Source organism: Sphingopyxis indica (genome assembly GCF_900188185.1).
In the GTDB taxonomy this organism is placed as follows: domain Bacteria; phylum Pseudomonadota; class Alphaproteobacteria; order Sphingomonadales; family Sphingomonadaceae; genus Sphingopyxis; species Sphingopyxis indica.
Genome location: NZ_FZPA01000024.1, coordinates 1 through 22,486, shown reverse-complemented (window position 1 = coordinate 22,486; position 22,486 = coordinate 1). Strand labels below are relative to the sequence as shown.

The window sequence follows — 22,486 nt, the reverse complement described above, 5'->3', positions numbered from 1 at the left end:
ATTCGCAATGTCTTTATATGTCACGATTAGATCAATGAGACCTGTAACACAACTTACATACTAAGCGGACTGATTGAGACGAAACGCATCGCGATGCATATTTGTCCTTGAGAGTCCTTCCGGCCTGTACCTAAGACCCTGCCGACAACTGGCGCTGCGATGCAGCATGATTCTGCATCGACGCCAGCTTCGCGAAGTCAGCGACCGATCGCCGTCCGGCTCTTCGCCGGGACGGCGCCGTCGGCAGGGGGTGAAGGTTTTGAGGTTCGAGAAAGATCAGTTGCGGCGGGCGCCGAGCCATGCCGTGCTTGCCCTTGTCATCAGTCTGGCCGCCGTCCCGGCCTTCGCTCAGGACGGGACGCCAATACCGGCTCAGGACATGACGGACGCCGGTGGAGCAGCGCCCGCCGAGACTGCCCGCTTCGACATCCTTGCCTTTCAGGTGCGGGGCAACACGATCCTGCCGGCGGAGACGGTCGAGCGGGCGATCTATCCGCATATGGGTCCGGGTCGGACCGAGGCCGATGTGGAGGCGGCGCGCGCGGCGCTTCAAAAGGCGTTCGAGGACGCGGGCTATGTAGCGGTGTCGGTGTTCATTCCCGAGCAGTCGGTGGAGGGCGGCGTGCTGCACTTGCAGGTGCAGCCGCAAACGGTTGGGCAATTGCTGGTCGAAGGCGACACGCGCGCGGCCGATGCGGTACGGGCACAGGCGCCTTCGGTGGCGCCGGGGACCACGCCTAACCTGCCCGAGTTCCAGCGCGATGTGGTGGCGCTCAACAGCAATCCTACCCGGCGCGTCACCCCGGAGCTTCGGGCGGGCGTCGCGCCGGGCACGCTCGACGTGGTGCTGACGGTCGAGGAAAGCTCGCCCTGGCACGGCTCCGTCGAACTCAACAATTTCAGCTCGGCCGCGACCTCGGACCTCAGGTCCTCGGCGAGCCTGCGCTACGATAATCTTTGGGGCCGCGGGGACTCGCTGTCGGTCTCGGCGCAGACCGCCCCGCGCCGCACCGACGACGGCACGGTGTTCTCGGCCAACTGGCTGACCCGGCTCGGCACGGGCACGCAGCTCATGCTCTATGGCGTCCATTCGGACAGCGACATCGCGGTGGTCGGCGGCACCAGCGTCATCGGCCGCGGCAATATGGCGGGCCTGCGCTTCATCCGCTCGCTGGGTTCGTCGGACGGCTTCTATCACTCGCTGACCGTCGGGATCGACTGGAAGGATTTCGACGAGGATGTAATCCTGGGCTCCGATCGCGCCTCGGCGCCGATCGAGTATTTCCCGATCACGGCAAGCTGGCGCGGCGACTGGTCGCGCGAGCGCAGCCGCAGCGACCTCACGCTCTCGACCGTGTTCGGCATTCGCGGGCTTGGCGACGGCTGGGTCAATTTCGACGCCAAGCGCTACAATGCACGGCCGAGTTTCGTCACCTTCAAGATCGACGCCAGCCACACCGAAGACGTGTTCGCGGGCTTGCAGTTCTATTCGCGGCTCACCGGCCAATGGTCGGCCGATCCGCTGATCTCCAACGAAGGCTTCAGCCTCGGCGGCATGTCGAGCGTGCGCGGCTATTTCGAGACCGAGCAGATCGCCGATTATGGCGTGGCGATCCAGACCGAGCTGCGCTCGCCTGATTTCGGTCCGCGTATCGGCGGCCCGGTCAACGAACTGCGCCTGCACGCCTTCCTCGATTCCGGCATCGGCGCGATCCACGATCCGCTGGACGGCCAGGACGATGATTTCGGGATGTCGAGCGTGGGTCTCGGCGGCCGCATCAAGCTCTTTCGCTACCTCAACGGCGCCGTCGATCTCGGTGTCCCGCTCGTGAACGGCTCGGAGAGCCGCTCCGGTGATTTCTTCGCTCGCTTCCGCATCTGGGGGGAATTCTAATCATGTCGCTTGTCACACGTCTCAAAAAGGGTGCGGTCGCCGGTGCGGTCGCGCTTGCCGCCCTTACCGCCTTCGCCTCGCCGGCTCATGCCTGGTGGGAAGCGGACTATGCCTATCGCACGAAAATCAACCTCAATGTCGACGCCGCCGGCATCACCGGCGAAGTCGCGCGCGCGCCGGTGCTGGTGCGGCTGCATAGCGGCAATTTCAGCTTCAAGGATGTGAAACCGGACGGCTCGGACCTGCGCTTTGTCGCGGGCGACGATCGCACGCCGCTCAAGTTCCACATCGAAAAGTGGAGTCCGCAGGAGGAACAGGCGCTGGTCTGGGTCGATGTGCAGGGCCTGCAGCCCGGTCAGGCGAGCGCCATCTTCGCATACTACGGCAATGAGGCTGCCGAGGCGCAGCAGGATATTGCGGGCACCTTCGGCCCGGATTTCCGCCTGGTCTATCATTTCAATAACGAGGGAGCCCCTCGGGACGCGACCGCCAACGGCGCCAACGCCAGTGGTGGTGAAACCCGGAACGCGGGCGGCCTGATCGGACAGAGCCTCGTCCTCGACGGCACCGCCCCGGTCACGCTGCCCGCGTCCGCTTTCACCAGCGGGCCGCTGAGTGTCAGCTTCTGGGTCAAGCCGGGTGGCGACGGCACGGTGTTCAGCCTGCCCGGTTCGGTGAGCCTGGTCGCAGAAGGCGGGCAGCTGTTCATCGACCAGAGCGGCAACCGTTCTGCCGGTGCTGCTCTCGCCGCCGATAGCTGGACCAATGTGGCGCTGGTCAATGACGGCGCGAGAAGCATCCTTTACATCAATGGCCAGCCTGCCGGCGAAGTGACTGGTGCGCTGGCGGCCGCGACCGGCACGCCTGTACTGGGTCAGGGCTTCACTGGTGAGATCGATGAGTTCCGTGTCGCGGGTGCGGCGCTGCCGCAGGCTGCATTCCAGCTTGCCGCCGCCAGCGAGGGCCAGACTTCGCGCCTGGTCACGACCGACACCGCGCAGCAGGTCGAGAGCGGCGGCGGCCACAATCACTTTGGCATCCTGTTTTCGGCGCTGACGCTCGACGCCTGGATCGTCATCATCATCTGCGCCTTCATGCTGCTGGTCGCCATCGCGATCATGATCAGCAAGGGCCTGCTCATCGGCCGCGTACGCCGCGCCAATGACGCCTTCCTCGACGCCTATGGCCAGATCTCCCGCCGGGCGGGCGACCATGACGGCCTGCCGGGGTTCGATCCGGGGGCTGAAGCCGCCGACTCCACCCTGGGCCGGCTCTACGCCATCGGCCGGCGCGAACTGACCGAGCGCCTCAAGGAAGGGCGCGCTACCGGCAGCCGGTTCGCGATCCGCAGCCAGTCGATCGCTGCGATCCGCTCGGCGCTCGACGCAGGCCGAGTCCGCGAGGGCCAGAAGCTCAACGCGCGACTGGTGCTGCTGACCATCGCCATCTCGGGCGGCCCGTTCATCGGCCTGCTCGGCACGGTGCTCGGCGTCATGATCACGTTCGCCTCCGTCGCTGCGGCTGGCGAGGTCAACATCAACGCCATCGCGCCGGGTATTGCGGCCGCGCTGCTGGCGACGGTTGCCGGCCTCGCGGTCGCGATCCCGGCGCTGTTCGGCTACAACTATCTGCTCAGCCGCATCGAGGAGATCACCGCCGACCACGACATCTTCGTGGACGAGCTGGAAAAGCGCATCGCCGAAATCTGGCAGGATGCGCCCGCGCCTGCGCCAGCTCCCATCCCCGCCCAGGCGGCCTGACCCCCCAAACGTAAGGAGATCAGGCCATGGCCATGCAGGTCGGTGGGGGCAAGAAGCCCTATAACGAGATCAACATCACCCCGTTCGTCGACGTGGTGCTGGTGCTGCTGATCATCTTCATCCTGATGACGACGGCGGCGGTCCAGGGGATCAAGGTGGACCTGCCGTCCGCCTCCTCGGCCAAGACGCTCGAAGCGCAGAAGAGCCGGGTGATCGCGGTCAGCAATGACGGCACCGTGTCGATCGACGCGATTCCTGTGTCGATGGCCGAACTGGAATCCCAGCTCCGTTCGTCGATCGCCACCACGCCGGACCTTGCGGTCATCCTGCGCGGCGACCGCGCCGTCCAGTACGACAAGGTCATGCAGGTGCTCGACCTGTGCTCGAAGGTCGGCGTGCCCAGCCTCGGCATGGCGTCCACCCGGCCTCCGGGCGGCGGACAGTGAGCCGGGAGGAGGATATGATCCATGCTCTCCTTACGCCGATGGCTCGACCGCAAGCGCGACCGCAGGCCGGTGATCCGCATATCGCGCGCCAGCTACCGCAAACCCTGGTGGCAGCGTGCCTCGAGGGGGTGGCTATTCGTGGTGATGCTGCTCCTGCTCGTCGGCGCGATTGCTCTGCTGCTGCGCAGTGTGCCCGCCGCGGCCTGGACGCCGCCCGATCTGCCGGGCGCCGATCAGCCCGCTTCCCCATGACGCGGCTCAACGCCGGCGGGGGTGCGTGATGGCGGCTGCGACATTGATGCCGCCGGGTGGGCCGAGCGGTTCGCGCCGCCGCAAGCCCTCGCCGTTCACCTTCGGCCGGATCCTCGCGGTGGTGGGCGTCGGGCTGGTGCTGGTGATCGGCTATGCCTTCATGGGCAAGCAGACCGTCAGCGATCGTCCCAACGAGATGAAGACGACGACGGTGATCCTGCCGCCGCCGCCTCTCCCGTCGCCGCCCGAGCCGGAAGTGGTCGAGCAGCCGCCCGAACCGACGATCGCCCCGCCGATCGAGCAGCCGATGGACACCCCGCCACCGCCGGATGCGAGCAACGATCCCGTCCAGGGCGACAATGCGCTCACCGCCCGCGAGGGCGCAGGACCCAGCAATTACGGCCTCCAGAGCGGGGACGGCTCGGGCACGCGGATCGGCGGACGTCCCGGCGGCGGCGATGCGTTCGCGGCCTACGCCAATGTCGCGCTGAACGGCATCCGGGCGGCCGCGCAAGGCGACCGGGAACTGTCACGTGGCCGCTATAGCGTCCAGCTCGCGGTCACGGTCGGACCGGATGGCCGCATCACCAATGTGCGCGTGATCGGCGGCGGCGACGATCGCCGCAATGCCCGGCTGCGCGAGGTGCTGACCGGCCTCCAGCTCTCACAGCGTCCGCCCGCCGGCCTGCCGGTGATGCGGATCGAACTCAACGCCCGGAGCGGAGCATGAGCGACGTGACCCACAAGAGCGTGCGGAGCGTGAGCGAAGCGACCTTACCAACAACGCCGGGAGCCTGACGCATGTCCGCGCAGCACCCGGCGACCACATTTCCGAAGGGGAACATCATGAACAGCCTGCCTAAACCCGCTTATCGGCTCAAGGCCGCGCTGATGGCCTGCGCCGCCGGCGTCGCCCTCACGGCCAGCCCCGCGCTCGCCCAGGACCTCGATGCGGGCCGGCTCCTCGACCTCATGGTCCAGCGCGGCCTGGTCACCGCCGAGGAGGCAGCCCAGCTCCGCGCCGAGGCCGCCGCGAACCCGGCGCCCGAGCAGGCGCAGCGCCCGCCGCTGCCGCAGCCCGGCGTCGCCGCCGACGGCACCCAGACCGTCACCTATGTCTCGCCCGTCGTGCGCGAACAGATCAAGGAGGAGCTGCTGGCTGAACTCGGCAGCCAGGCGCAGGCCGAAGGCTGGTCGCGCCCCGGCGAGACGCCCGAATGGACCCGCCGCATCCAGCTCTACGGCGATGTGCGGATGCGCGGCGAAGGCCGGTTCTACGATGACGGCAATGCCGACATCTTCGCCAATTACGGCGCGATCAACGCCGGCGATCCGCAGAACATCAACGATCAGACGCCGGGCTATATCTCGCCGCCCTTCCTCAACTCGCTCGAGGACCGCCAGCGCTTCCGCGTCCGCGCCCGCCTCGGCGTACGCGCGCAGATCGACGACTGGATCTCGGCCGATATCCGCCTCGCGACCGGCGCGGACAATGGCCCGGTCTCGACCAACCAGACGCTGGGCGCTCACGGCACCGGCAAATATCATATCTGGCTCGACCGCGCCTCGCTGCGCCTGACCCCGATGGAAGGCGTCGCGCTCGACTTCGGCCGCTTCGCCAATCCGTTCTGGACCAGCGATCTCGTCTACGACAACGACATGAACTTCGACGGCGTGGCGGTGAGTGCCAATGCGCCGGTGAGCGAGCGCTTCTCGGTCTTCGGGACAGCAGGCGCCTTCCCCGTGTTCAACACCGATCTCAACTTCGGCTCGCGCAACGCGCCGACCGCGCCCGAGGAAGGCGAAGACACCTATCCGGGCATTCGCGGGCCGTACAAGAGCCAGGACCGCTATCTGTTCGCGGCCCAGGCCGGGTTCGAGTTCAGGGCCACCGAAGAGGTCAGCGTCCGGCTCGCTGGCGGCTATTTCCATTACGACAATGTCGAGGGCCAGGTCTCCGCGCCCTGCTACTACTACGAGGTCGTCTGCTCGACCGACGCGACGCGTCCGGCCTTCCAGCAGTTCGGCAACACCATGTTCCCGATCCGCGACGTCATCCCCGATCCGCTCAACGTGCCGCAGAGCCCGGAGAACCAGTATTTTGGGCTGGCGTCGGACTTCCGGATGCTCAACATCCGCGGCGCCGTCGACTATCGCCCGTCGGATCGGTTCGGGGTCCGGCTCGAAGGCGATTTCGTCAAGAATCTCGGCTTCGACCGCAGCGTGGTCGCCGCGCGCGCGGTCAACAATCTCGGCCCGTCGCTCCGCATTCCCGATCCGGAAAATCCCGGCAAGACCATCCTTCAGGACGGCCCCTATGACGGCGGCGACATCGGCTGGTCGGCGCGCCTGACGCTCGGCTCGGTGCTCAACCTCAACGGCCAGGGCGACTGGCAGGCCGTGCGCGGCGACTGGAACGCCTTCATCGGCTACCGCCACCTCGAATCCGACGCCGTCATCGACGCGTTCGCCGATAGCGACATGCATATCGGCGGCACCAACAACCGCGGCTGGACGATCGGCGGCAATTACGCGATCGGCCGCAACACCATCTTCGGCGCGCGCTGGCTGTCGGCCGAGGAGATCGCCGGCGCCCCGTTCAGCGTCGATCGCCTGTTCGTCGACCTGATGACGCGGTTCTGATGTCGACCGCGACGCTCCTGATCCTGTCGGCCCGGCTTCGTTCCCTCAGCGAGGCCGGCCGCCATGAACACCCGGCTCCCCCTGTCGTCCACGCGGGGCGGAGTCGGGTGACCAGGCGCGTCGCGCAGCCTCTTCGGTTCCAGCAGGCCGGCGCTGGAACGGATCGGTCCCGGTCACCCCTTTCCGGGCGATCCGATCATGCTCCCGCTGGCAGGGAGCGACCGGCCGTCGTCGCGGGCGCGCGTGAACTCCCTTCGCGCGTCCGCGACGGCCTGTTCGCCGCCATCGCTGCCGGGCTTGCCGCCGCCCTGCTGCTGGTCGGCGCGCCGGCGCGCTCGCAGGTTGCCGGCGAAACGTCAGACGCCCGCGAACCCGATATCGTCCTGCCGCCCGTCACGGTCGAGGCTGGGCCGGTCACATCTGCGCCCGCCACGCGGATCGGCGGACCGCCGCCCGGCCCCTGCGTCACGGTCGACATCGCCGGCCACCGCGCCGGGCATCTCGAATGCGCGACCGATCGCCTTCAGGCCGCCGCCGAGACCGCGCAGGCGCAGACCCGTTCGGCGATCGAGACGCCGGTGATCGGCGCGGGCTCGCCTGACATCCAGACCGGGGTCGCCAACCAGACCGCCACCCGGCTGCGCATGGGCAATACGCTCGGGCATTCGGTGCATCCGCAGCGCCCCAACCGGCCCGTGCCGCCGCCGCGCGGGGGCACGCCATGACCCGAAGAAGATTCCTGCCCGGTGCGGAGGCCCCGCGCCCCGCGCCCGGCTTCCCGACAGAGGCGGCGCGTCACGACGCCGCCATTCAACCCGAACAGACTGCGCCGGCGCTGCCGGTCGCCATGATGATGGAGCAACAGCCATGACCGCCAACCCGCAATCCTTCCGCACCCGGCTCCTGATCGGCGCCTCCATCGGCGCCATGCTCCTGACCGGCGTCGCGCAGGCGCAGGACCGCTCGGGCGGCGGCCGCGTGTTCGGCGGGCGCGGCGGCGGCGATCCCACGGCGGCGGCCGCCCGCGCCGCGCAGGAGCAGGCGACGCGCGCCAACGAGACCAACAGCGCCACGCAGCGCGCCATCCAGGCGTTCCGCCGCGCCGCCGAGACGCGCCAGGCGATGAACGACGCCCAGATCGCCGCGCGCAATGCCGCGCGCCATGTGCAGTCCACCGTGCCCAACGGGCTCGGCCAGGGCGGCTTGCAGGTGGCGAACGGGGTCGAGCTGGACCCGAGCCTGTGGGTCGGCGCCAATGGGCCGGTACAGAGCCAGGGCGAGAACGGCCGCACCAATGTCGCGATCGACCAGACGCAGCAGCGCGCGATCCTGACCTGGGACAGCTTCAATGTCGGGCGCGAGACGGACCTGGTGTTCAATCAGGGCGGCGCCGATTGGGTCGCGCTCAACCGCGTCATCGGCGACAGCACGGATCCCTCGCAGATCCTCGGCTCCATCAAAGCCGACGGCTCGGTCTACATCATCAATCAGAACGGCATCATCTTCGGCGGCGCCTCGCAGATCAACGTCCGCAACCTCGTCGCATCAACCGCCAACATCACTGACCCCCAGTTCCTCGAACGGGGGATCTACTCGGAGCAGACCGGCGCGAACTACGTGCCGAGCTTCAGCAATGCCGGCGGCGCCGTGACAGTTGAGGCGGGCGCGCAGATCACCACCAACACACCGGAATCGGTGACATCCGGAGGCGGTTATGTGCTGCTCATGGGCACTGAGGTCCGCAACGAGGGCACGATCACCACACCCCGCGGTCAGACCGCTCTGTCGGCTGGCGACGATTTCATCATCAGGCGCGGCTATGGCACCGAAGAAAACACTTCCTCGACCACGCGCGGCAATGAAGTCCGGGGCCTGATCGACGAGGGGTCGACAAGCGGCACGGTCGTCAACGCCGGCTTGATCGAGGCCGCCCAGGGCGACATCACGCTTGCCGGCCGTACCATCCGCCAGGACGGCGTCATGGTCTCGACCACCGGCGTCCACCAGCGCGGCACGATCCACCTGCTCAACTCCGCGAGCGATAGCGAAGGATCGGTAACGCTGGGCGAGGACAGCCTCACCATCATCCTGCCGGAGCTCGACAGCGAGGACACCGCGCTCAACGGTCAGCGCGAGGCGCTGCTTGCCGAATCCACCCTTGCCAACAGCAATCGCCAGACGACCACGACTGGCGGATTTGATGACCGCTCGCTTCTCGACGACCGGCTCGACCAGTCGCGCATCGAGATCGTCACCGGCGGCGATGTCCTGTTCGAGGGCGGCTCACAGACCAGCGCCCAGGGTGGACAGGTCGCGGTGCAGGCGAACAACGGCCGCATCACCGTCGAGGACGATGCGCGCATCGACGTCTCGGGCGTCATGGGCGTTGCGCTCGACATGGAGGACAACTCGATTCGAGTGAACATCCAGGGCAACGAACTGCGTGACAGCCCCGCCAATCGCGACGAGGACTATCTCAAGAGCCAGGATGTCTGGGTGGATGTCCGCGATCTGATCCTGCTGCCTGACGGCACCGGTGGCTATGAAGGCGATCGCTGGTATACTCCGGGGGGTCTGCTCGAGGTAGGAGGCTACCTCGCCAATATGGAGCATGGCATCGGCGAATGGGCTGCGGTCGGCGGCACGATCACGCTCGCGGCCAGTGAAGTTGTAGCCGAGCAAGGCGCGGTGTTCGACCTGTCCGGCGGAAGTCTCGATTATCGCTCCGGCTATGTCCGCTCGACCCGTGTGATGGGAGCGGACGGACGCATGTACGACATCCGTAACGCCCCCGCTCACATGAAGATGGTCGCGGTCGGCAATGCGTTCATCCGTCGCCATGACCGCTGGGGCGACATGTACATGGAGGTCTACTCCGACCCCCTCTTCTCGCGCGGGAATTCCATGCGCTGGGAAGAGGGCTACACCGTCGGCCGTGATGCCGGCCGCTTGATCCTGTCGGCGCCGAGCGTCGTGATGAACGCCGACATCCTCTCGGAAGTGATCAATGGTGAGCGCCAGACCAACGCCCGTCCGGACGATGTCATCGATGGTTATCGCCTTGGCCAGCACACCGTCGCACGCGGCGCGTCCCTGATCCTGGGGGACTATCGCAATCGCTTCATTGGCGAGGGGACCTGGGGAACCATCTTCAACGCCGTCGCCGACACGGTGACGATCGGTCATGGTGACGGCGAAGGTGCGCACGAGCAGCCGGTCGAGGCCGGGCATATCGTTCTGGACGGCGATTGGCTCAGCCGGGCAGAGCTGGGCGAGCTGCGCATCGCGGCGCGTGAACAGATCACCGCACACGCCGATATCGCGGTCACGTCCGGCGGCGCCATCCAGTTTTACGGCCCGCAGGTAAAGATCGGCGGCGATCTTACCGCGCGCGCGGGATCGATCAATCTCGGCAATGTGGCCTCCACCGCTCTTCTTCAGGGTGGCGAATGGGTCATTCAGGACCGCGCCCAGACCATCCCGGCGGGCATCACGCCTCAAGTCGATATTTCGGAGGGCGTGACGCTGGACGTTCGCGGCCTGACCAGCGATTTTGCCTCAGGCGACCGGAGCCTGAGCGGACTGGCCTATCTCGACGGCGGCAATGTCAGCATCCGCACAACCGGCGGGATCTCTCACAATGAAGGGGCGGTGATCGACGCCTCGTCGGGCGCGGCGCGCCTGGTGGACGGGTCCTTCGTCGGGGGACGCGGCGGCGATGTCACGCTCGAGACGGGGTTCGGCGGGGGATCGTTCGGTGGAGGCGCGGGTGATCTCATCCTTGACGGGACGGTGCGTTCGGTCGGCGTTGAGGGCGGCGGTACGCTGCGCCTTGCCGCGGCCAGCAGCGTTGTGATTGGCGACGAAATCCTCCCCGATGGCGTCTTGCGCGCCGGCGAAGAAGCGCCGATCGGCTTGCGCCTCGCCGAAGATCTCGTCCTCGGCCTCGGTGAGGTCGCGCCGTTCGACTTCACATACCAAAGCGATATGCTGATGCCGGGGGAAGCCGCGACCGGAACAGTGTTCTTGCGCGCCACTGCTGCCGACCCGATCATTACCCAAGCCGATTGGTATCTCGCGGATGGGTCTTATGGCAGCACCATCGCGTTTAGGGTGACCCTGGGTGGTGTGACGTACCGGGCAGGCGATACCATTCCGGCAGGAACACCGTTAACGAACCGAGGCGCCATCACATCGATCGCGAATGCGGGCTTCATAGTCCCTGCCGACGTGTTTCCTGACGGCTTGCCTGTGGAGAATTATTCCCGCGGCGTCGCAGCGGGCACCGCAATAACCCAGCGGATGCTCGATGCTGCGGGGGGGCAAATTGTCGGACATGCAGGAACATTCATCCCAGCCGGCATGACTGTCCCACGCGACATCGCGGTGGCTTCTACCATCGCGATCGATCCGGTGCTCTTTTCTTCTGGCTTCTCGAATTATTCCATCAACAGTTCCGGTGGTGTTCTGGTCAATGGCGGAGCCGATGTCTCGGTAACGATGCCGGTCTATCGGCCGCTACCCGGCCGGGACAAGGGCATCATGCTCGAAGAATGGCTGCCGCCTGTGGCCTATGTCGATCCGGCAAGTTCCAATGTCGTACGGCGCGGCGGCGCCAGCCTGGCGTTGACTGCACAAGGGGTGCCCGGCACCTCTGCCGCGAATGCCGTGATGGCGGATGTTATCGTGGCGGATGCCGCCTCGATTTCGGTCGACCCCGGTCAGGCGATCTCGCTTCAGGGTGCCAATGTACGCGTAGAAGGCCGGCTGACCGCGCAAGGCGGCCGGATCGACATTGCCGGCAATGCCGGCACCCGCCTGCAGCAGCGCCCCGCCACTTGGGACCAACTGGCGGTCGAGGTCGGCCATAACGCCGTGCTCGACGTTTCCGGCCTCGCGTTCTCCGAAACGGATCGTGACGGACGCCTGCGCGGCTTCGTGCTGGATGGGGGCTCTATCCGCCTGGGCGGTGACATTGATGAGGCTACGGGAGACATTTCTTACCTCGTCAATGGCAGTGCATTTGCGGTCGTTCACGAAGGCGCGCGCCTAAATGCCTCCGGCGCGCAGGGACTGCTCAATGTCGCGCGACGCGGCGATCAGACTGTCTCATCCCACGGTGGCAGCATATCGGCAGTCTCTGATAGCGGCGTGATCCTTGATGGCACGCTGATTGCTGAATCGGGTGGCGGAGGCAGCAGTGGCGGGCGCCTCGCGATTGCCCTTGGCGTACCGATCTACGGACTTACGGGAATTGGTGCACTGGATCCCGAGTTCTTCAATGTGCGCGATCTCCGGATCGGCGGCGACGCCCCGTACGCCGATACCGACCGCTTCTCCTTCGCTACGGCGCATATCTCTCCCGCCAACATTGAAACTGGCGGCTTCAGTAGGTTGAGCCTGCTGAGCGAGGGCGTGATGACCTTTGCCGGCGAAACTTCGCTCGAAATGGCGCAGAGCATTCACCTCTACAGCCCCGTCCTCGCCTTGGCGGAAGGGGCGCCCGACGACGCCAAGGTAACTGTCACCGCGCCCTATGTTCGCTTGGCTGGAGTCGGGGAACCTCCTGCTTCGCCAACCGGAACCGGATCGATTGTTCCGACACTCGGCACCGCCATTCCGGCATCGCAACAGGACCCCACAGGCATATTCTCCGTATCCGCGGGTTTCCTCGATGTCCGCAATGCCGTGCAGTTCGGTGCGTCCAGAACGCCGTTCTCCAATACCCGTACGACCACGGGGCAGAGGAGCTACGATTGGCGCGGCTTTGACAGCGTCGATCTTGTCAGTTCGGGTGATATCCGTTTTCTGCAGGCGACCGGGACGACGCCGAGGACCGATCTCAAGACTTCGGGCGATCTCACGCTCGTCGCGTCGCAGATCTATCCGGCAGCGGGCGCAGACGCTGTGGTCACCGCAGGGTATAGCGTCAGTGGGCAACCCCGCACTGATCGTCTGCTTTCGATCCGTCAGCCGGAAGGCGCGGGCATACCTGATCTGCCTCATTCCGTGTTCGGCTCTCTGGAACTCGTCGCCCCTCGCATCGAGCAGGCCGGCGTCCTCAGGGCGCCAATGGGTACACTGCGCCTTGGCTCCAACTACAGTCCCGTGACCGAGCAGATCACATTCCGTCCGGGAAGCGTCACCTCGGTATCGGCCAAAGGCCTGTCGATGCCCTATGGCGGGACGACTGACGGACTCTCATGGACTTATGCCGGCGAAGAGATGTCCTTGCCGCAGTTGATCCTCGGTTCCCAGCTCGTTCTGTCCAGCGAATCCGTGGATGTGCGTGACGGCGCGCTGATCGACCTGTCGGGTGGCGGGGAGCTGACCGGCGCCGGTTTCATCAGCGGACGAGGAGGTTCCATCGATCCGAGGCTGCATCCGCTGGCAGACCTCAATCCGGGATTCGGATTTAGCGACAGCGGCAACACAGTCTACGCGATTCTGCCGGACTATCAGGGCAGCTATGCTCCGGTATCGCCGGACGCCGGCGCCGGGGACCCGATGATCGGCCAAACGATCTCCATCCCGGACGGCGTGCCTGGCCTTCCCGCAGGCAGATATACGTTGCTGCCATCGACCTTTGCGCTTCAGCCCGGCGCATTCCGTGTCGAACTGGGAAGTGAGCCATCCGCGCTGCTGGCGGGTGCGGTCGCTCTCGACAGCGGCATATGGTCAGTGGCGGCCCGCCTCGGTATCGCAGAAACGGGTTTGCAGGACACTCTGGCCCGGCAAGCGATAATCAGTTCAGCCGAAAACTTGCGCACCCACGCGCAGTATGACGAAACCACCCATTCCGCGTTTGTGCTGGCGGATGCCGCCCGCAACGGAATGCCGCGTGGCGCGATCATTGAAGATGCGAAGTCCTTGAGCATCAGTTTGGTTCAGAGCGGGTTGGCGGAAGGGTTTGCCCTTCGCTTCGACGGAACGCTCCATGCTGAACACGCAGAGGGCGGTTTTGGCGCCAATGTTGCCGTTGGCTCGTCTCCCACAAACTCAGGCTTGGAGATCGTCGCCGATGACGCTGCTGCCAGCGAGAGCTTCGAGGGCGTGAGCGTTCGTGTCGGCGATCTCAATCGCCTCGGCGAAAATGCCGAGCGTCTGATGGTCAACGCCGGCATGACGACCATTTTGAATCAACCGGGCGTTTTGCGGGTCAGCGGAAGCGGAAATACCGTCTTGCGTAGCGGCGCGGTGCTTTCCGCTGCGGAAGTCATTCTGGGCGGGTCCCGGCCGTCATTCGGAGATTCCTCGAACAGCCTGGTCGTTGAGCGCGGCGCATCGATCAATACGATTGGACAGGGGGACGTGTCCCTCGACACCAGAAGCGGATATGTGCTGGAGGTTTATAACGGGGCATTGATCGCGTCTAACGGCGAGCATGACGTCCTCTATGGCAGTGCGGGCGCCGGAGCCAGCAGCGCGCCGATTGATGTCGGGGGCCAAGGGGCATCGACTAGTCATGCGAGCATCTACACCGAAGGTACGATTGCGTTTTCGACCGAGCAGGATCTGCGGATCGACGACAGCGCGCGGCTTGGCGGGCGGCATTTGTCGCTCGCGATGCGAGCGATCAATATCGGCGATGACGGTGCGCTCGCCGCCGCTTCGGCGGGCGGCGTGCTGCCGGCGGGCTTCGCCTTCAACCAGACGGTGCTAGACAGGCTGCTGACAGGGGACGAGAGCGTCGGTGCACCGGCAATCGAGGCGTTCACGCTCAGCGCGCAGGAGGGGCTCAACTTCTTCGGCGACGTGTCCCTGAGCACGCTCGACGCGCAAGGCAACTCGACGCTGGATATGCTGATCTTGCGCAGCCCCGCCATCTTCGGCGCCGGCAGCGCGGACAGCAGCGTCTCCATCGAAACCGGGCATCTGGTGTGGAGCGGAATGCAGGGCGATGCGCCGATCGCGGTCGGCGCGGCCGGGCAAGGTGGTCCCGGCCGAGGCTCGGGCACGCTGCTGCTGTCGGCGGACATTATCGAACTGGGCTATGATCCCAAGGGCCGGCCGAGCGGCATCGATACGGATGACCGCCTGATCCTCGGATTTGCCGATGTGACCTTGCGGGCGAACGATGCGCTGCTCGCCAACAACAGCAGCACGCTTGCCGTCTACGAGCGGCAGGCCGGCTATTCAGCCACTGACGGCATGACCTACGAAGGCGGCAACCTGCGCGTCGAGACGCCGCTGATCGCGGGGCGCGATGGCGCCGTCGCCGATATCCGCGCCGGCGGAGCGCTGGCGCTGACGGCGGCGGGCCTGGAGCCCGGCGCAGCGGAAATTGAGGCCGGGCTTGGCGCGTCCTATCGCTTCGGGGCCGAGAGCATCCTGGTCGACACGGCCATAGCCTTGCCCAGCGGGCGGCTGGAGCTGAACGCAACGGGCGACATCGACCTTACCGATGCGGCGCAGCTCGATCTCGCCGGGCGGACGATCGCCTTCGAGGATGTGGAACGGCACAGCTGGGGCGGCGATGTCATACTTGAGAGCCGGGAAGGCGACATCCGCCAGTCCGCGGGCTCGGTGATCGACCTTTCGGCGCAGAACAATCACGCCGGCCGCCTGACCGCGGCCGCGCTTGCCTCCACGGCCGGCGTGGTCGATCTCCAAGGGGCGATCCTCGGCTCGGCCAGCGGCGAGCATAATGCAGGCGGCACGATGGTGCCCTATCGCGGCGGCTCCATCGAACTGCGCGCGCAGTCGCTCGGCGGCGGCGCGCTGTCCGCGCAGTTCGCGGCGCTCAACGAGCGACTGAACGAAGGCGGCGTCTCCGGTGGCCGCGCGTTCCAGCTCAAGCAGGGCGACCTGACGATCGGCAGCGAAGTGCAAGCGGGCGTGGTCAACGTCTCGCTCGACGGTGGCCATCTCACGGTGACGGGTACGATCGACGCCAGCGGCGCGGAGGTGGGCACTATCCGGCTTGCGGCGCGAGATGGCCTGAACCTTGCCGGGACCGCGGTGCTGGACGCCCATGGCGAGACGCTGCGCGTCGACAGCTACGGCAAGATCATCGACAGCCCCAACCGGGCGATCGTGGAGCTGAGTTCGGGCGATGGCCTTCTGACGCTGGCCTCGGGCGCCCGGATCGACCTGCGCCACGGTACGTCGGCCGCTGCCGGCAGCGAACCTGGCCAGCATGATGGTGCGATGCGCGGGACGCTGGAGCTGAACGCGCCGCGCCTGGGCGGCGCCACCGGTGGCGATATCGCCATCGACGCCAGCGGCAGCCTCACCATTGAGGGCGCGCGTTCGATCGCGGTCAATGCGGTGCAGCGCTATGACGATGCCGCTTATGGTTCCGATCCGGCAGCGAGCGGGCGGCCCTATCAGGTGATCGACCAAGCCTATCTCGACGCCAAACATGCCGAGAGCACGGCCTTCATCGACGCGGCGCTGGACAATGCCTCGTTGATGGACGGCAAGCTCGCGGGGCTGAACAACGCGGCCTATCGCGACGCCTTCCACCTGCGGCCGGGCGTGGAGATCGTCAGCGCGACGGCGGATGGCGATATGATCGTCAGCGGTGACCTGGACTTGTCCGATCATCGCTATGACAGCGTCAATCCCAACTTCCAGCTGACCAGCGTCTACGGCTCGGGCGAAGTGGGGGCGCTGACCATTCGCGCCGGCGGCGATCTCGACATCTATGGCAGTATCAATGACGGGTTCGCGCCGCCACCCGAGACGCCCGACGACAATGGTTGGGTGCTGCTGCCGGGCGTCAACGCCTATGGCCAGAACCTGATCGTGCCGCGCGGCGGCGTGGTGCTGAAGGCCGGCACGACCTTCCCGGCGGGCCAGGCGCTGAACTACGATCTGCCGATCAGCGCCTTCACCATGTTGCAGGGCACGACGCTGCCGGTGGATGCAACACTCACGCAATCGCTGACCCTGCCCGCAAGCGTCGTGCTGCGCGCCGACGTGACCGACCATAATGGCGTGGTTCATGCCGCTGGCACGCTGCTCATCGAAGATCTCGTTCTGCAATCAGGATCGGTGCTGGGCGCGGGGTTCACGGTTATGCAGAACACCAACTTTGCCGCGCTGACCTGGCCCGCGGGCGTGCCGCTGCCCGCTCGGCGGGCCGGGACCACCGGTGCAAGTCTGGCAGCGTTCACGCTAGCCGGTGACGTCACCCTGCCGGTGGGCGCCATGATCCCTGGAGAGGCCAATCTGATTCTGCCCGACGGCATGGACGAAATCCCGTTGCGTCCGGAAACAGATGGTCGGCAGGGCGCGAACTGGGCCGTCGCCTCCATGCTCCCCGCAGGCTCACAGTCATGGTCCATGCGCATCGTCGCTGGCGCCGATTTGGAGGCCGCGGATACGCGAGCGATCCTGCCTGCCAGCGTTCACGGCAATCTCACGATCGCCGATCAGCACCTTCAATTTGCGAACATGTATGAAGTGGCAGCTGCGACCGTTGCGGTGTGGGCGCCCGGCAATCGCCTTGGCAACCCAGCATATACCGAGGTTCCGGAAAATCGGCTAAACCTGTGCCGTGTTGCCGGAATGTGCTTGGAATTGGAAGCTGGCACCTACAACACCGAGGAAAGTCTGATTGGCGCACCATGGACGCTAGTCGATCCTGCATTTCTTGGAATCTGCGCCGCAATTCCAGAGTGGTGCGTCACCATTGGTGATCCCGATGCGGTGGGTGGAGAGCCGGAACTTGTCGGTCGTGTATATTCTGGCCTCAATTTCAGCGTGCTGCGCACCGGAACCGGTGATCTAGATCTTCTGGCCGGACGCAGCCTGTCGATGGAATCACTTTACGGGGTCTACACGGCTGGCGTGCAGCAGGTGCTGAGCACAGCCGAAGCCGACGCATTCGACCGGCCACGCGCCGTGCCGGGGCAATCGGTACTCAACGAAAGCGGTGTGGTCGAGTACGAGCACATCGTCGATGGCGCCACGCAAAGCACCTATCACGCATGGTATCCCGATCTGGGTGGCAACTTGATGATACGCGCCGGAGGAAGCCTCACAGGTTCGGTGGTGACGACGCCGAAATCAGGCTCCGGTGACAATGCGCAGCGCCGTGCCGGATCGACCGCTAACGTTTCCAACTGGCTATGGCGTCAAGGAAGCGGCGACACCTCGGGCGTCGATCCCATTGAGAGCGCCTGGTGGATCAATTTTGGAACCTATATTCGCGGCAGCGACATCTTGAACCGCTTCAGCGGCGGCATCTATCCAACCGAGGAGCGCAATGCCACCGACGCCAATCCCTATCTCGTCGGCTTCACCGGCTTTGGCACGTTAGGCGGTGGGGATTTGTCGATCGATGTCGCCGGCGATGCCGGGATAATGACGTCGGGCAAGAATTTCCCTCGCGGGCGGGCAAGGGGCGAAGGGATTATCGCCGTCGTCGGCTCCACCGGGCGCGTTTCGACCGACGGCGACCTCACTCTGACCGGCGGCGGCGATTTGGACATGCGAATCGGCGGGGTTCTCAACCCCGGCCATGCGCTGATGGAAATGGCCAGGACCACCAGCGCGCTGGATCTGGCGGGGCTTGTGGTCAATCTTCGGGGGCGTAGCGACATCACGGCGCAAGCGATGGGCGGCATCGAGCGCATCTATGGTGGCGCCGATGCTTCAAACGTCGATTGGTTCCACCGGAATCCCTTTGACAGCACAGTGGTGGATCCAAGGCCGGGCCTGGTGCTGATGCCCGGGGACAGCGTCATGTCGCTTTCGACCTTGAGCGACATGGTCCTGAGCGGTGTGGGCGATCCGGGGCGCACCACGCAGCAGAACGAACAGGCGTTCGCTATCAACGGCGCGTTTCATCGGGCCGGCGAAACATGGTTCACGCTCTGGACGGACAATAGCGCGATCAATCTGTTCTCCGCCGGGGGCGACCTCGTTCCTGGCGCGCAGATTGTGGAAGTGCGCAATACGGGTCCGATGGAATTGAACCGGAATTATTCGCCGGACGGGGGACGTTTCATGATGCCCGCCAATCTTTCGATCCTGGCGCCGAGCGGCAACATCTACATGGGCGGTGCTCTTCAGGGCTTTGGGCACAATTATGATGCTGCGCGTCGCTATGGTATCTGGCTGGCGCCCTCGGCGACGAGCCGTTTCGAGATGTTGACCGGCGGTTCGATTTATGGCGGCGAGTATGTGGTTGCCCAAACCTCAGCGAGCAGAGATGTGCTGGCCACGCCGTTCAATCCTGCCTTCGTTGGCTATTCCGAATTCAACGCTTCGCCGCTGGCGAATGCGCGGAACGTCTATGCACCCTGGCTGGTCAGCCGGAACCGCAGCCTGTTCGCCTTCGGGCCGCCGACGGCTGGCCTCATCCGTGACGCCGATGCTGCGCCGACGCGAATCTATGCTGGCGGCGACATTATCGATCTGCGGGTCGGTGAACTTATCGAAAGCGCCGCGGTAGGTTTGAAATGGTACCTCGGAGCAGCGCCGACATGGATGTTGGCGGGCGGCGATATCATCAATGTCGGTTCGCCGGTCGGAACGACATATAGTTTGCCGGATACTTTTGACTTCGCGGCGCGCTACAGCGGCCCCGCGGTAGGCGGCCTGTTCGTGCACAGCCACGAAACGGACGTGTCGCGCGTGTCCGCCGGCGGCAGCATCTTGACTAGCAGCTTCCATATTGCCGGGCCGGGCCAGTTGGAGCTGTCGGCCGGCGAATCCATCATCATGAACGACGTGTCGCACGTGACCTCGCATGGTGCGGCGCTGGCGGGCGACGATCGCCCGGGCGCCTCCGTCGCGATGATGGCCGGCATGGCGAACGGTGTGGATTGGGAGGCGGTGCGCATGCGCTATCTCGATCCGGCCAACCTCGCCGACCCGGAACGGCCGTTGGCCGATCAGCCGGGCATGGCGGCGAAGGTCTATACCGAGGAACTCGGCGACTGGCTCGAAGGCCGCTATGGCTTCTCGGGTTCGAGCGAAGATGCCCTGGCCTATTTCGACGCCCTGGCGCCGGAGCATCAGCGCATCTTCCTGCGGGACATCTACTACGCGGAAACGCGCGAGGGCGGCCGCGAGTACAACAATCCCGACAGCGGCCGGTTCGGCTCCTACCTACGCGGGCGCGAGATGATCGCGACCCTGTTCCCCGACGAGGACGGCGATGGCGCCGCTATCGAGCGCGTCGGCGACATCATCATGTTCGGCGGTTCGGGCGTTCGGACGAACTTTGGCGGCGATATCGAGATGATGGCGCCGGGCGGCCAGATCGTCCTCGGCGTCCAAGGCGAAGTCCCGCCAGCCAGCGCCGGCGTCATCACTCAAGGCGCGGGCGACATCCGCCTGTTCAGCGAGCAATCCCTGCTGCTGGGCCTGTCGCGCATTCTCACGACCTTTGGCGGCGACATCTTCGCCTGGTCCGAGGAAGGCGACATCAACGCCGGCCGGGGCGCCAAGACGACGGTGCTCTACACGCCGCCGCTGCGCACTTACGATAACTACGGCAATGTGCGCCTTTCACCGCAAGTACCGTCCTCGGGTGCGGGCATCGGTACCCTCAATCCTATCGCCGAAGTGCCGCCGGGCGATATCGACCTGATCGCGCCGCTCGGCACGATCGACGCGGGCGAGGCGGGCATTCGCGTGTCGGGTAACATCAACCTGGCCGCGCTTCAGGTGCTGAACGCCGCCAATATCCAGGTACAGGGCGAAGCCGCCGGTATTCCGACGGCTGTGGTGGTCAATACCGGCGCCCTGACGGCGGCCTCCAGCGCCTCCACGGCGGTGGCCGCGCAGGCGGCCGATCTTGCGGAGCGTTCGCGGCCGCAAACCCGGACCGAGATTCCGACGATCCTTAACGTCCGGTTCCTGGGTTTCGGCGAATAACACGCGTGAGGGGCGGCACCACCGCCGCCCCTCGCATCCTTTCCCTACGGAGTATTACATGGCCTCCCAAACCACGCCCGAGGCGAGCCAAGCGGAACCTTCGCGCTTGCCGCTCTTCTACCGCGATCCCCAACCGCTTTCCTCGAAAGTTCACGCCGACTGGCGCCTGAAAGACGGCGATGCGGGCTTCGCCGCCGAGGCGCCCTATGTTCCCATCGTTGTCGGCGAGCTTGCGGCGGCGGCGCGCTGTTACCCGGTCGTCTTCGCTGCCGGCGATGCACAGCCGATCGCCGTGCTCGGTCTCGAACGCCGCAATCTGTTTGTCGAGGACGGCCGCTGGGCGCTCGACAGCTATGTCCCTGCCTATGTGCGGCGTTATCCGTTCGGCTTCATCGCCACGACCAATCCGGATGGCTTCGCTCTGGCCATCGACGCGGCTTCCGATCGCGTCGTGAAGGAAGGTGATGAAGGGATACGGCTGTTTGAGGACGGCAAACCGGCGGAGCTGACCAAGCAGGCGCTTGCGTTCTGTGACGCTTTCCGGGCCGAAGCGAACGCCACGCGCGCCTTCGCGGACGCGCTCAAAGCGCAAGGATTGCTGATCGATCGGCGCGCCGACGCCACCCTGCCGGACGGGCGCAAGCTCGGGCTGGAAGGCTTCCAGGTCGTCGATGCGGAGAAGTTCGCGAAGCTGGATGCCGGCACGATTGCCGAGTGGCACGGCAGAGGATGGCTCGCGCTGGTACATTTCCACCTGGCTTCTCTGGAGCGCTTCCAGAGCTTGTTGAATCGTCAGGCGAGGACGCCGGCTCCTGCTACTGCGACCGATCCGGTCGCCAACGCGGCATCCGCGCCAGAGCCTGATGCTCCTACCCCGTCCAAATCAAAGAAGGTTTCCGCATGACTGTCCGTATCGCCCTTTCCGCAGCCCTCTTGTTGAGCGCCGGCGCTGTCCATGCGCAGACGGTCGGCGGCAATGCGCAGCCCACCCAGCAGCCGCAAGCACAGTCGCTCGGCGGTCCGCTCGTGCCGGGCGTCTGCCTGCTCTCGCGCGAGGCGATCTTTGCCAATGCGGCCGTCGGCCGCGCTGCCAGCGCCCGGCTTCAAGAACTGACACAGGCAGCCCAGGCCGAGATCGACGCCCAGCGCACGCCGCTTGAGGCGGAAGCGCGCACGCTCGAAGGCCAGCCCGATAATGCCGAGAACCAGCAGCGCCGCCAGCAACTTGCGCAACGCTGGCAGGCGCTTCAGCAACAGGCGGCCCATAACAGCCGCGAGATCGAGGCGACCCGCGCCAAGGCGCTTGAGCGCATCGCAAACGAAGCGCAGCCGGTGATCGCCGAAGCCTATGGCGCAAAGAACTGCGGCCTGCTGTTCGACCGCAACTCGGCGCTTGGCGGCAACTTTGCGAACGACCTCACCGCTGACGTGGTGCGCCTGCTCGATGCGCGCATTCAGACCATCACCTTCGAGCGCGAACGTCTTCCGCAGCAACAGCCGGCGACATCTCCAGCAGGCGATGGGCAATAACGACGGGAGCGATGCGCCATGCTCGGATCGATCGGCCTTATCGCGGCAGGCTTTGGCCTGGGCGTGGTGCTGACGGCGTTGGTCGCCGTCTATTTCTACGGGCTGCTGCACCGGGAAGTGGCTCG

General features: G+C 65.7%; 11 protein-coding genes. All 11 read left to right on the top strand.

Features of this window, described 5'->3' with window-relative positions; translation table 11 throughout:
* Positions 1 to 379 precede the first annotated feature (379 nt).
* The 11 genes from CHB69_RS19080 (at position 380) to CHB69_RS19035 (ending at position 22,361) form a co-directional block, all read left to right on the top strand.
* Positions 380 to 1,894, top strand: a complete 1,515-nt coding sequence (locus CHB69_RS19080; protein WP_089217513.1) for a ShlB/FhaC/HecB family hemolysin secretion/activation protein — start codon at positions 380 to 382, stop codon at positions 1,892 to 1,894.
* Between the two features lie 2 nt (positions 1,895 to 1,896).
* Positions 1,897 to 3,654 (top strand): DUF2341 domain-containing protein, encoded by a 1,758-nt coding sequence (locus CHB69_RS19075; protein ID WP_089217512.1) that lies wholly within the window; start codon positions 1,897 to 1,899, stop codon positions 3,652 to 3,654.
* A gap of 26 nt (positions 3,655 to 3,680) precedes the next feature.
* Positions 3,681 to 4,100: an ExbD/TolR family protein gene (locus CHB69_RS19070; RefSeq protein ID WP_089217511.1), complete on the top strand. Its 420-nt coding sequence runs from the start codon at positions 3,681 to 3,683 to the stop codon at positions 4,098 to 4,100.
* Positions 4,101 to 4,121: 21 nt separating this feature from the next.
* Positions 4,122 to 4,352, top strand: coding sequence for a hypothetical protein (locus CHB69_RS19065; protein WP_089217510.1), 231 nt, complete (start codon positions 4,122 to 4,124; stop codon positions 4,350 to 4,352).
* A gap of 28 nt (positions 4,353 to 4,380) precedes the next feature.
* Entirely contained in the window at positions 4,381 to 5,082 is a 702-nt protein-coding gene (locus tag CHB69_RS19060) for a TonB-dependent receptor (protein WP_089217509.1), read from the top strand.
* A 116-nt stretch (positions 5,083 to 5,198) separates the two neighbouring features.
* The gene (locus CHB69_RS19055) at positions 5,199 to 6,995 is read left to right on the top strand and encodes a putative porin (protein ID WP_245836966.1); all 1,797 of its coding nucleotides are present in this window, start codon (positions 5,199 to 5,201) and stop codon (positions 6,993 to 6,995) included.
* Positions 6,995 to 7,720, top strand: a complete 726-nt coding sequence (locus CHB69_RS19050) for a hypothetical protein (RefSeq protein ID WP_089217507.1) — start codon at positions 6,995 to 6,997, stop codon at positions 7,718 to 7,720. The genes CHB69_RS19055 and CHB69_RS19050 overlap by 1 nt, the downstream gene beginning before the upstream one ends.
* Positions 7,717 to 7,866: a hypothetical protein gene (locus CHB69_RS20315; protein WP_170935646.1), complete on the top strand. Its 150-nt coding sequence runs from the start codon at positions 7,717 to 7,719 to the stop codon at positions 7,864 to 7,866. The genes CHB69_RS19050 and CHB69_RS20315 overlap by 4 nt, the downstream gene beginning before the upstream one ends.
* Complete coding sequence (locus CHB69_RS19045) at positions 7,863 to 20,831, top strand: filamentous hemagglutinin family protein (protein WP_089217506.1); 12,969 nt, start codon at positions 7,863 to 7,865, stop codon at positions 20,829 to 20,831. The genes CHB69_RS20315 and CHB69_RS19045 overlap by 4 nt, the downstream gene beginning before the upstream one ends.
* A gap of 58 nt (positions 20,832 to 20,889) precedes the next feature.
* The gene (locus CHB69_RS19040; protein ID WP_089217505.1) at positions 20,890 to 21,735 is read left to right on the top strand and encodes a SapC family protein; all 846 of its coding nucleotides are present in this window, start codon (positions 20,890 to 20,892) and stop codon (positions 21,733 to 21,735) included.
* Positions 21,732 to 22,361 (top strand): OmpH family outer membrane protein, encoded by a 630-nt coding sequence (locus tag CHB69_RS19035; protein WP_089217504.1) that lies wholly within the window; start codon positions 21,732 to 21,734, stop codon positions 22,359 to 22,361. Before CHB69_RS19040 ends, CHB69_RS19035 begins: the two co-directional genes overlap by 4 nt.
* Positions 22,362 to 22,486: the final 125 nt, after the last annotated feature.